Annotated in this window: 11 protein-coding genes and 1 tRNA gene; 4 read left to right on the forward strand and 8 right to left on the reverse strand. The window is 62.5% G+C overall.

Going from position 1 to position 11,291, the window contains the following annotated elements; genetic code table 11:
* Nucleotides 1–89: 89 nt before the first annotated feature.
* The 4 genes from ABIB66_RS42925 to ABIB66_RS42940 form a co-directional block, all read right to left on the reverse strand.
* The gene (locus tag ABIB66_RS42925; RefSeq protein WP_354259987.1) at nucleotides 90–290 is read right to left on the reverse strand and encodes a hypothetical protein; all 201 of its coding nucleotides are present in this window, start codon (nucleotides 288–290) and stop codon (nucleotides 90–92) included.
* A gap of 23 nt (nucleotides 291–313) precedes the next feature.
* Nucleotides 314–796 (reverse strand): hypothetical protein, encoded by a 483-nt coding sequence (locus ABIB66_RS42930; RefSeq protein ID WP_354259990.1) that lies wholly within the window; start codon nucleotides 794–796, stop codon nucleotides 314–316.
* 343 nt (nucleotides 797–1,139) lie between these two features.
* Nucleotides 1,140–1,649: a Mov34/MPN/PAD-1 family protein gene (locus tag ABIB66_RS42935; RefSeq protein ID WP_275174448.1), complete on the reverse strand. Its 510-nt coding sequence runs from the start codon at nucleotides 1,647–1,649 to the stop codon at nucleotides 1,140–1,142.
* A gap of 2 nt (nucleotides 1,650–1,651) precedes the next feature.
* Complete coding sequence (locus tag ABIB66_RS42940) at nucleotides 1,652–3,433, reverse strand: ThiF family adenylyltransferase (RefSeq protein WP_354259994.1); 1,782 nt, start codon at nucleotides 3,431–3,433, stop codon at nucleotides 1,652–1,654.
* Between the two features lie 1,757 nt (nucleotides 3,434–5,190).
* Here ABIB66_RS42940 and ABIB66_RS42945 point away from each other — a divergent pair.
* Nucleotides 5,191–5,424 (forward strand): hypothetical protein, encoded by a 234-nt coding sequence (locus ABIB66_RS42945; protein ID WP_354259997.1) that lies wholly within the window; start codon nucleotides 5,191–5,193, stop codon nucleotides 5,422–5,424.
* A gap of 689 nt (nucleotides 5,425–6,113) precedes the next feature.
* A complete protein-coding gene (locus ABIB66_RS42950; RefSeq protein WP_354260000.1) occupies nucleotides 6,114–6,299 on the forward strand; it encodes a hypothetical protein in 186 nt (61 codons plus the stop codon).
* A gap of 157 nt (nucleotides 6,300–6,456) precedes the next feature.
* On the opposite strand, the gene ABIB66_RS42955 is transcribed toward ABIB66_RS42950, so the two are convergent.
* The 3 genes from ABIB66_RS42955 to ABIB66_RS42965 form a co-directional block, all read right to left on the reverse strand.
* Nucleotides 6,457–6,531: transfer RNA gene (locus ABIB66_RS42955), tRNA-Val, on the reverse strand.
* Nucleotides 6,532–6,687: 156 nt separating this feature from the next.
* Entirely contained in the window at nucleotides 6,688–7,986 is a 1,299-nt protein-coding gene (locus ABIB66_RS42960; RefSeq protein ID WP_354210464.1) for a coiled-coil domain-containing protein, read from the reverse strand.
* Between the two features lie 119 nt (nucleotides 7,987–8,105).
* Nucleotides 8,106–8,711: a DUF1134 domain-containing protein gene (locus tag ABIB66_RS42965; protein ID WP_007606270.1), complete on the reverse strand. Its 606-nt coding sequence runs from the start codon at nucleotides 8,709–8,711 to the stop codon at nucleotides 8,106–8,108.
* 139 nt (nucleotides 8,712–8,850) lie between these two features.
* Between ABIB66_RS42965 and ABIB66_RS42970 the strand changes: the two genes are divergently transcribed.
* Nucleotides 8,851–9,336 carry a YHS domain-containing (seleno)protein gene (locus ABIB66_RS42970; RefSeq protein ID WP_354260003.1) on the forward strand — a complete coding sequence of 162 codons (486 nt, stop codon included), beginning with the start codon at nucleotides 8,851–8,853 and terminating at the stop codon, nucleotides 9,334–9,336.
* A gap of 13 nt (nucleotides 9,337–9,349) precedes the next feature.
* Here the strand turns inward: ABIB66_RS42970 and ABIB66_RS42975 are convergent, their stop codons facing one another.
* Nucleotides 9,350–10,177 carry a 3'(2'),5'-bisphosphate nucleotidase CysQ family protein gene (locus tag ABIB66_RS42975; RefSeq protein WP_354210462.1) on the reverse strand — a complete coding sequence of 276 codons (828 nt, stop codon included), beginning with the start codon at nucleotides 10,175–10,177 and terminating at the stop codon, nucleotides 9,350–9,352.
* Between the two features lie 170 nt (nucleotides 10,178–10,347).
* Between ABIB66_RS42975 and chpT the strand changes: the two genes are divergently transcribed.
* Nucleotides 10,348–11,001: a histidine phosphotransferase ChpT gene (gene chpT / locus ABIB66_RS42980; protein ID WP_354066159.1), complete on the forward strand. Its 654-nt coding sequence runs from the start codon at nucleotides 10,348–10,350 to the stop codon at nucleotides 10,999–11,001.
* The last annotated feature ends 290 nt before the right edge of the window (nucleotides 11,002–11,291 follow it).

Genomic DNA, 11,291 nt, shown 5'->3' on the forward strand with positions numbered 1-11,291 from the left:
GCGCACGACAATCTGCGCGGCAATCATTACTTCGCCGCGACACTGACTCGCCATCCAGATTGCCGCGCCTTCCCATCCAGATCGACGCGCTACACGGAATACCTTCGAAACGACTTCGACGCCTTCGCGTGCTCCAAAACGACACGTCGGATCGAAAGATCAGCTAGGATATCCCGGCTGAACGTCAGCGCCTTTGTGCAGGGCTCCCGGAACATGTCCCTGAGCTCGTCATGGGCGTCGCCATCGAGGCGCCGGACGAAGTAGGTCGGCAGGAAGACCTCGGCCAGCATGCGCCTCTCGCGTTTCGTCCGGATCAGATACCGGTGGTCGTTGTATTTGTAGGTGGCACCCTCCTGATCGACGTCGCAGGCCTCGCGATCTCGTCCAGGTTGAGGGTCTCGAGGTCCTCGGTCCGCGCCACGAACTGCAGGTGCTGGTCCTTGACGAGCGCCGTCGGCGCCAGGATACCGGAAGCGCTTTCGTAGCTGAGGAGGGCGGTCCCGCCGAACAGCGAGAGCCGGCTGCTGGCGCCCGTGTACCAGAGCCAGTCGAGGGTCTCGGCCAGACGCCCACGAAGCCGGGCGACGCCGTGAGCCTTCGCCAGCTTGCAGGACAGCAGGACGTCTTCCCGCAGCTCCCGCCGGACGCGGCGGGCCTTCAGCACGGTGCTCTCGAACTGCTCGAAAATGGCTTCGGTCTCCGGGCTGCGCCGTCCGCGGGATTTGACCTTCTGCTTGCCGTCTTGGCGCGTGTAGCGGGTCAGAAATTCGACGCCGTCGACAGTCCGCCAGGCCATCCCGCCGCCGTCGGAGGCGGCCAGGACCTGCAGCGAGTGCCCGAACTCGGGCCACAGCTGCTCGATCCGGGCGAATTGTGGCGAAGAAAAGCGGGCCAGCGAAGCGGAAGAGCCGAAGCGGGCCTCGCGCGCCCGAAGGCAAGACTGCGCTGCAGGTCTTGATCGATGAGCACACGATCGACGAGGCCAAGATCAAGGCCATCAGAGAAAAGACTAAGGTCTCTCGGGTGGTCGAGAAGCTGCTTCAAGGGTGGCTAGACGGGACCTACAAGCTGAGGCCGTATGGCCGGCTAAGCACGTCCCGAAGTTGACCAAGCCGAAATTGAACTGCCGTGTGCGCTGCTTACGGTTTCGATGAAGCTGCAGGTCGCCGCGGCCAGACTGAAGAAGAATCAAAGATCTTGATCTCCTGCTGAGTGGCCGATAGTCGCCGTCGGAGCAGCGAGCGCACTATCTGGCCCTTCCAGCACCGTGGAAACCATTCCGAGCCGCTTCCAGCCACGATGAGCATAAGGGGTGAGTTCACCTTGCGGGCTATTCGCAGCAGGGTGGCTGAATCGAGATCGCTCATCTCCGCGATGCCGTCAGGATGCGAATGCCAATCGCCCAGGTAGTCTAGGTCGCCAGCGCTTGTTTTGAAGGCTCTATCGAGTTCGGCTACCTGCCATTTATGGTCCGGCACAAAGCAATGGCGACCGTGGAGGGCGAGGGGGCCAGGGCCGCGGAGGTCGACGACGATGCGGTCCTCACCTGACCGCCACCCAAGTAGTATGCCCCCGTTCTCGAGCGGCGAGAGATCTTGCGCGTCCTCACTCATCGACTGCATGACGCGTGAGGAGAGCCATACCGTCATCGTCAGGCTCCGCAGCATTGAGGGTGAGGAGGGCAGGGATGCGCCTCCCAGCAAGGCAGGGTCCTCGAACCATCTTCGTTTCTGAGCGTCAACACGGCTACCGCCCAGGCGCCCGGATCGTAATTGCCGTCCGACAACAATCCCACCGTCGTCCGCACGATTTCGAGCGAGACCTCCTGCAGGTCGAAGCCGCCACCAGTGAAGGTCGGAGAATTGCAGCCGACCGGAAGCACTATGCCCGCGTTATCGACTCGCGGCTGGGGTATCCGACCGTCCTTCCAGTGGTGGTTGAGGCAAATGAAGCAGCCTTCGCCGTCCGGTAAGAAACGTGCGACCAAGCCGCCTGCAACGCCGTGGGTCGCGTAGCCGACCACATACGGTACGCCCAGGCGTTTGCAATGATGCGCCAATGCAAGCTGCACTTCTTCCGACGCCGAAGCGTCGACAACAACGTCTGCGCCGCGGAGCAAATCGAACACCGGCGCAAGCGCATTTTGAGGGGGAAGCGCTGTAACGTCCGTGAACGCCGCTCCGAGACGGCCCTCGGCGAAACCAGCGCTCGTCCACGGGTAATTCTCGACGATGAAGTTTGCGAGGGCCTGAGACTTGCTTCTTCCCCAAGCAGACCGACCGAGCGGCCAGCGAAGACTGTTGCCCGGCTGGATCGTGTCGAAGTCAAGAAACGTAACTTCTCCAACCCCGGCCCGCGCCAATTCGAGACCGGCAAAACTTCCGATGGCGCCAGCCCCGACCACAACGACCTTCTTTGTCAGAAGCGACTTTGCTATAGGCAGGCGGGAGAAGATGTCGTCTCTCCCGGCCCGTTCTCCGCGAATCAGCTGGGGCGCATCTACCGTTGCTCCGTCACCGAGCGCAGGTCGCGCAGCGAGGAACAACCATCCCGAACCATTCTTTTTGGAGCCGTAGGTGGCCTCATCCGGAAACACGATGCCGGTGATCGAGAGAGGGCCACGTCCAGCCTGGTTAACTTTGCGCACGCTCGCCGGCTGCATTACAGCTTGCCGAGAGAGTTCCTCTTCGGCAAGTCGGAGCAACTCGCGTGCGTCCGCGGTTGCAGGGGGAGTGAACTTGACCCAGCGACCGATAACAACTTGGAAGCCTTGTGGCTGCGCCGCGAATCCGAATCGCTTTCCGAGGCCGGCACCGTTGCTGGCTTTCACTTGCCTTAGCACGCCTTCGAACGCGGCCCCATTGGTCCGACTAGAGCGAGGCGAGCAAACAATTTCCAAAAGGCCATGTTGCGCTGGCGGAAGCGGTGCCTGACCGTCGAACAGGATCACCGAGTCGTCCTCGGAGGCGCCTGCGAAGTAGGGCATCAAGGGATCGGCGGTCTGCTCCTCGAGCTTAGCTGCATCATCCGAGCGGCTCTCCCTTCTCGCAGCGAGGGCGAGCAGGAGGTGGTCCAACCGTTCTTGAACGAAATCGGCGACAAGTTGGTAGGAATCCCATTGCCCAGCTTCCTGCGTGAGCAGGCAAAGCTCGCGACTGTGCGGGTTCTGATGCCGCTCAAAAGTCTCGTTCGGCGCAGAGACCGCCGGGCGAAAGAACGGGTGTAGCGGCGAATATCCGATACGCAACAGCATCGAAGCGGACTGCCCCTCTACCGGCCAGTCCGCTTCGAGAATCAGAATCCCATTGCCCTTGTGGATAGTCCGAGGCGAAATGCCCAACTTGGCGTACGCCGCCAGTTCGGCATCAAACACCTCGGGCCAGATCGCCCACCAATCCTGGTCGGCACCACCGAGCCTATTGCGCCCAGCCAAGCTTAGCCCACTGGACGGTGGTCGGGCGGCGAACTGGGACGCGGTGGTCCCTTGCCGGGCGTATCACTGGGCGGGCCCGGCGGCACGTCAGGATGCTCTGGATGAGACGGGTGAGGCGGCTTAGACATTCTTGAACTCCTTCTCTTTCTCTGCTCTCTTAGGCCACGGGACCGACGTACGCACGCTGCAAATGCACAGATCCACACCTTGGTCGTCGGCACCGCCGCTTCGTTCCCTTTCCAGCGAATCTCGAGATCGTTATTCAAATGAGGCGCACAATTCCTGCTGGTCCCGCAAGGGGGGCGCACGTTTCCAGCAAAATCGATGGACAGTTCGCCGCGTTCCGGCGCTATGGCGTCTGCAAACGGATCGCGCTCCCTCTGACGCTGAGTGAACATTTGCGCGGAAATTCAAAGTTGTGCATTCAAACGCGCCGATGTGAGCCGCTCGACAATCGCGATACAGCTTCTGGACAAGGTGTGCCGTATGCGTCGGTCTCCCTCTATCGCCTCCGAAACGATCTTGACGGAACGTTCGATCATGCTGTCGAACTGATATGAAGAGGGATGAATCGCCGTCGCAAAGGCGCTTGTGAGTCCGCCCAGCTCGATGGCGCTGACGATCTCTATTTAGCGCTTCACCAGCTCGAATCGGGATATGCCGAATTGCCTCTTCTTGGTCAGAAGGTCCAGGACCTGGCCATTCCACCACTCGAGGAGCTGCCTGGCAACTCGCGCTCGTTTATCCGAAGAAGCACTTGTATCGACCCGGCTCCGTTACCCGGCCGATTTTGTCCCAATTGATCTTGTTAACGCGCATCGCTAGCTCCACTCGTTCTCAGGCAGCGAACCGGGCGGAGCTTTGAGTTCTTCGAGGCCGGCTTCGATCATGGCCAATTCCTCTTGGATTGCTTTGGCCGCGTTCTGGGTTGATGCCCGACACGGCTTCCAGCTGGGCGAGCAGCTTGCGTCGATGCGCCAGCAAGTCGAGTAGAGCGCGTCGGTCCCGCACCCTCACGTAGCCAGCTACGATCAATTCCATGGCCTTTGACATGTTCGTCGTTTTCCCACCGGCTGCGGATTATCGGGGGCGGCTAAGTTCTGTCAGACCGGCTTCGGTCATACGATATTCGGCACCTTCGCCGGTTGAGCGTCGCTCCATCCATCCGTTTCGTAAAAGAGCGAGCGTTGTTCCAGGGTGATCGGGGAGCTTCGAAGAAGACACCCAATGGCAGTCACGAAGGGGATCGAGCATTTGCCGGTGATACTGATTAAAAAGCGGCCTCCGCTTTTTCTCCTACGGATGCCTTGAGGTATCGTTTCAAGCGGGCGTTCGGTTTCCATGGCCGTTTGTTGCCATCGCACAGTTTACGATCAGTTACGGATCGGGAACGGCCGGCAATCTTTTCTAAATGGTTCATGGATATTGTTTGGCGGCATGGATGATCGAGGACGCATCTGTTTGGTTCGGGCTGGCCCTTAGGCGAAGCGATGCTCCCTACCGGCGTGGATGGTGCGCGATAATCGACCTGAGCCCTGCCGCTTGCCGGCACCGCCGCGCGCCCGAGCCGCGGGCGGTTCAACGCAGGCGAGAGCACAGGCCGCCGCGTTGTTGCCCGCGAAATAGCCAGAGCCGGAATTGCAGCGCGGCCGGACCCAAGCTGATCGAGCAGAAAGACGGCTCATCACAAGGGTCAAACGCTGCCAATCGCCGTGGTTGCAATGGTAAAAGTTCCTCGCCGACTGACTGGGGGGCACATGGTTAAGGCATTTCGCAATGTGATCATGGCACTTACTTTTGTAGGAGTTGCCGGCTGCAACATTTTTTGGAGTTTCATGAATGACTATATGGCCTGTGGCCTTGCGCTGGCGGCTTCAGTTGCAGCCGGCTTTTGCGTTGAGCGCATCTTCATCGAGCGGTCCCGTCGGGAGATGATCCGCCTCCACGGCGCGGACTGGCATTCGGCGGAGAACCGACAGCTCGACTCATGAGCGTCACCCGTCGCGCGCTCGTCGCTTTCATCATCCGACTGTTCGCATTCGACCCGAGGGGCCTAGCCCGATGATCAAACCGGTCCATCCATTCCGGTTCGCTCGCATCGAGCGCCTGCGAGAGCTGCTTGAACGAGACTTCGAAATGGCAGTTGATCCGAATGCGGGCCTGAGCACCACGAAGCTGGTGAGACCCGATCCGCCAATGCCTGATGCAGGTTTGATACTCGGTCGTGATCCAGGAGGGTGCGAACTGGGTCCTTCGTTGCGAGCCATGCGAGCGCTACGGCACCGCAACCGGTCAATACGCCCGAGTAGCATCACGATCTGGAAGGGCGATGACCATAAGCCGACCCCGAGGTAGGGGGGATGCCGAAAGCGAACTCCCGGCTCCCTTGGTCCTTACCGCTTTACAATGTTGCCACAGAGGTCTCGTCGTAGTCGGCACCATCGCCGCCAGGAAGGTAGGCAATAGGAGCGATCCGAACCAAGTCGGGCGCGAGGCTCAACGGCAACAGCTGGCGGAGAAGCAGTGCATGAGCTGGCAACCTGATGATTGAAGGCGGCCCTATGTGGTGTCCCTCACCGGACGGCAGGTCGTCACTGGAAACCAGCACTGTCTGCTCTGGTGACGTGGTCTCGAGAACCATTTCGAGCTCGCCATTGCCGAGCTGACGCGGCGGCAACTCATGGCGGCAGTGGACAACACAGCCAAGACCGGCAAGCGCGGAGCATCAAAGGACCCGCGCGAGCACGATACCTTCCTCGAGTGGTACCTCAGCGAAGGTTGCCTCGAGCACAACGTGCTCGCGCCTATCGAGCGCCCAACGAAACTCGTGCCCAAAGGTCACGCGCCGACGCGGATCTCGTGGTGAAAGATCCACGAGCTTTCTTGATTTGCCGTCGGGATCGGAGTGGCGGGCGCAGGTAGAGCAATGATCTTTTTTGCAACGTGCCCGGGTTGTGCCCCAGATTTTTTGGGGCACAATGTGGGGGAAGCAAGTCACTAAGTTATTGTAAATTCTGGAGGAATGGTGGGCGCACAAGGGATCGAACCTTGGACCTCTCCCGTGTGAAGGGAACGCTCTCCCGCTGAGCTATGCACCCGAAACCATCATGCAGGCGACCCGAGTTTCGGCCGCCGGCGCTTTGGAGCCCGCGATTTAGAAGTGCGGGCCGAAGGTGTCAAGTTTCGAGGCGCTGCCGGGCCGGAAAACCTTCCCCCGGACCCGCAATGCGGCGGCGAGACCGTTTTGGGGCCGCCTACGCGCCCTGCTGGCGGGCGCGGGAGGCGTGGGCCTGGAGCGCGCGGATGCGTTCGGCCAGTGTTCCGCCACCTTCGGGCAGGGTGCCTGCGGCCGCGCCGTTGGTCGGGGCGTCGTTGGCCGGGCGCGGCGCCGGCCTCGGCGGCTGGCCGGCCTCGGCCGCGAGCAGGGCTTCGATCGGCGAGTTCGGGCCTTCGAGCTGCATCGCGAGCTTGGCCACCTCGGCGGCGATGTCGTTGATGCGTTCGCGCAGCAGCGCGTTCTCCATCCGCTCGGTCGCCCAGGAGCTCTCGGCCTGTTGCTGGATCGCGTTGATGTCGCGCTGCAGCTTGGCGCGCTCGTCGCGGGCGGTACGGAGCTGCTCCTCCAGCGCGGCCTTTTCCGCGCGGATCGAGTCCATCGCGGCCGACGATTTGCCGCCGCTCAAGGCCGCGATCTCGACGCGCAGCTCCTTGATGGTGCGCTCGTTGCCCTCGTTGGCCTGGCGGAGCTGGTTGTTCTCATAGTCGCGCTCGGCGAGCAGCTTGCCCTGCGTGGCAAGGCGTCCCTCGAGATCGCCGACGCGACCCGACAGCATCTCGGCCTCTTTCACCTGCAACATGAGCTGGCGATCTAGGTCGGTGACGCGCTGGCTCAGATTCTCGACGCGGCCGCGGGCGTCGCCGAGCTCACGGGAGGCGGTCTCGGATTCGGTACGCTCCTGCGCCAGCCGCGCCTGCGTCGCGGCAAATTCCTTTTCGGCGTCGCCGACGCGGTTCTTCAGCTCCTCGATCTGCGCACGTACCACAACCAGCTCGACCTGGCGGCTCTCCGCCATCATCGAGCGGTCGGACAGTTCGGAATTGATCTTTGCGAGTTCGCCCTGCTTGTCGGTCAGCGCGAGCTCGGCCGCGCGCAGGGCTGCGGTCTTGGTGTTGAATTCCTCTTCGGTGGCGCGGAGCTGCTCCTTCACCGCCTTCTCGCGCGCTTCGAGCGCGAAGATCGTGGCGTTCTTCTCGCCGAGCTCGATCTTCATGCGGTTGATGGCGTCGCTCTTCTTGCCGAGCTCGGCGAGCTGGCTCGTGGTCTTGTTCTTGAGCTGGTCGACGCTCATCTCGAGCCGTCGCGCCGACATGGCGAACTCGGCGCGGAGCTGGTCCTTGTCGGCCTGGATCTCGGCCATCGACAACGGCGTGGCGGCTTCGAGCAGGCGCGTGGTCAGGCGCACGGCGCGGTTATGCACCAGCGGCACGATCGCAAGACCGCACAGCATCGAGAGCAGGAAACCGATCGCCAGGTACATGATCGGTTCGACCATGGGCCAGAACTCCCAAAGCTAAGGAAAAATTTACCAAGGACATTGCATGCGGGGCCGGCAAAAAGCCAGCCCCGACATGTCGTTAACCTTGATCCGTCGCCGGAGGGGGAAGCGGGACGCTAGAACGGGTTCCAGGTCGCGCGCGGGGTGAATTTCAAATAGCCGATATTGGCTCCCAGCCGCAGGCCGAGGCCCGAGCGGATCGGCACCAGCACGATGTTGTTGGCGGTGAGCGCCGTCATGCCGAAGCCGCCGATGATGTAGGCCGAGCCGTCGAGGCCGGCGAAGCGCTGGTAGATAGCGTTGGTGGCGGGCAGATTATAGACCAGCGTCATGGTACGCGCGCCGTCGCCACCCCAGTCGAAGCCGAGCGACGGACCCTGCCAGTAGACTCTGAGGTCACCGGCGTTCTTGGTGTAGAGCGTGCCTTCGCCGTAGCGCAGGCCGGCGACGAAAGCGCCGGACCCTTCCTCACCGAGGATATAGCCGTTGGGCAGGCCCCATTGGCTGACCGCCTTCTCGATGATCGAGGCGAGACCGCGCGAGACGTTGCCGAAGAAGCGGTGGCCGGCGTTCACGAGTTCGTCCGGCCCATAGGTGCTGGGCGTCGGGGTCCGCTGCGGCGGCGGCAAATCGGGCGGCGGCGGCTGCTGGGCGGAAGCCGGAATGATCCACCCGACCATCGCGGCAAGCGCGACTGCGGCAAGGCGTGATGCGAAAGTCATAAAAGAACCCCTGGTATCGAATCCGGTCGCTTCCTTAACCTGGCGCCAACAGGCGCGGCTCTAGGTTGCGCCGGATGTCCCCTCGACTCGGATGTTATCCGCAGCAACTATGACGGCACAACGGCAGGAAGCCAGCCCTTTGCGCCCCGGAATTGCCTTGATCGGCCTTCTGGTCTGCATGCTGTCGGGCATTTGGATCCTCTGCATGGGGTTGCCGGCGCAAGCGGCCACCACTGAGCGGATCGTCGTCAACCGCTTCAGCGGCGTGGCGATCGAGGGCTTCGACCCCGTGGCCTATTTCGTCGATGGCGCGGCCGTGCAGGGGACGGCCGAGTTCGAGGCGAACCTGTGGGCCGCAGTCTGGCGCTTTCGGAACGAGGGCAACCGGGCCTCTTTCCTGGCCCATCCCGAAGTCTACGGCCCGCAGTTCGGCGGCTACGATCCGGCCGATATCGCCCGCGGCGTCACCATCGCGGCCAACCCCCGTTTCTTCACGATCGCGTCGCAGCGGCTCTATCTGTTCAGCCGGGAAGCCAATCGCGACGCCTTCGCCGCCAATCCCGAGCGCTTCCTCTATGAGGTGGGCAAGCGCTGGCCGGCCCTCCAGGACAAGCTCAGCCAGTAGCGTCTTTACGATTTCAGAGTCTTGCCGCCTGCGGGTCACCCCAAGCGATGAACTCCGGGATGATGAAGCCGACGTCGTGCCGCTCGCCGAAGCGGAGTGCGCCGCCCTTGCCGTCGGTCACGCTGCCGCCGGCGGCGGTCACGACCGCGTAGCCGGCCCCGACGTCCCATTCACAGGTGGGCCCGAAGCGGGGATAGATGTCGGCACTGCCTTCCGCGATCCGGCCGAATTTCACGGCCGAGCCGACCGTCTTCCTGACAGCGTTGGCGCGGTGATCGATGAACGCCTCGGTTCTGGGATCTCCATGCGAGCGGCTCACCGCGGCGATCCAGGGTTCGCCTAGGGGCGGCAGCTTGCGGGTATGGATCGGCTCGGCAGCGCCGATGGTCGCGCCGTCGAACCTGACCCGCTCGGCGCCGCGGCCGACGATGCCGCGCCAGAGCAGCCCGAGTGCGGGCGCGCTGACAATGCCCAGCAGCGGCACGCCCGATGTCACGAGTGCAAGGTTGACGGTGAACTCGTCGCGCCCGGCGACGAACTCCTTGGTGCCGTCGAGCGGGTCGATCAGGAAGAAGCTGTCGCGGAATGGCGGCGAGGCGAGCTGGGTCCGCTCTTCCGAGAGCGTCGGGATGTGGCCCGCAAGCTGCGCCAGGCCGTCCGCAATGATGCGGTCGGCGGCAAGGTCGGCCTCGGTCACCGGTGAGCCGTCCTGCTTGCCGTCGACCCGCATCGCCGTGCGGTTGACCGCGAGGATGGCTTCGCCCGCCTTCACCACCAGCGCGGTGAGCGGCTCCATCAGGTGGGAGGCGGCCGCGCCGTCGATGATCCGCTTCACCTGCATGCCTCATTCATCGGCAATTCCATCCCTACTCAGTGATTCGCCGCGGCATTAGGGCCGCTTCGAACCGATCGCAAGCTAGCTGCCACGGGCTTGCGAATGTTAGAACCAGCAGCATTCGTCAAGCATGCTTGATTCGCCGCGTCCGCGCCGTGCAATTCCAGGAACCCTTTATGTCTGACGCTTCGTCACCCGCTACCGCCACCGCTCCAGATGCGCTCGAACTCGCTGCGCTGCTGTGCTCGCGGGTCTGCCACGATCTCATCAGCCCTGTCGGCGCCATCGTCAATGGGCTCGAAGTGCTCGACGACGATCCCAAGCCCGACGACCGCGAGTTCGCACTCGACCTGATTCGCAAGAGCGCGAAGACCGCCTCCGCCCGCCTCCAGTTCTGCCGCCTCGCCTTTGGTGCGGCCGGCTCGTCCGGCGCGCAGATCGATCTCGGCGACGCCCAGACCATGGCGCGCGGCCACATCGAGGACGGCAAGTGCTCGATCACCTGGAATCTGCCGCGGATCCTGCTGCCGAAGAATCGCGTCAAGCTATTGCTCAACATGCTGGTCGTTTCGCAGCACACGATCCCGCGCGGCGGCACGCTGACGATCGATCCTATCGGCGAGGGCGAGACGATGAGTTTCCGCATCACCGCGACCGGACATAATGCGCGCCTGCCGCAGAACATCGCCGAGCTCCTGAGCGGCGAGCGCGGCCCGGCTGCGGATGCACATGCGATCCAGCCTTATTATACGCGGCTGTTGGCAGAGGCCTGCGGGCTGACCGTGAGGCTCGCGCACGAAGGCGAGGCCATCACCATTATCGCTTCATAGACCTGCCGCCGCTCTCAAACGTTAATCAAGTCTTTACGAGGCGCTTCGGCTTGTCCGGAGCGCCTTATCTCTTTGTTGATTCCGTTCTTTTCCACATACTCAACCATTATTAAACGCTTTGCGGTGAAGCTGGCCCCATTCCGAATTGGCGCATCACGTCTTGTGTGCGCGCCTTCCCTGTATGAAGGCCTGTTTTCATGGATGATCTGTTGCGGGAGTTTTTGACGGAAACCAGCGAGAGCCTGGACACCGTGGACAATCAGCTGGTGAAGTTCGAGCAGGAGCCGAAC

It is taken from the genome of Bradyrhizobium sp. F1.13.3 (assembly GCF_040548265.1).
Classification (GTDB): Bacteria; Pseudomonadota; Alphaproteobacteria; order Rhizobiales; family Xanthobacteraceae; genus Bradyrhizobium.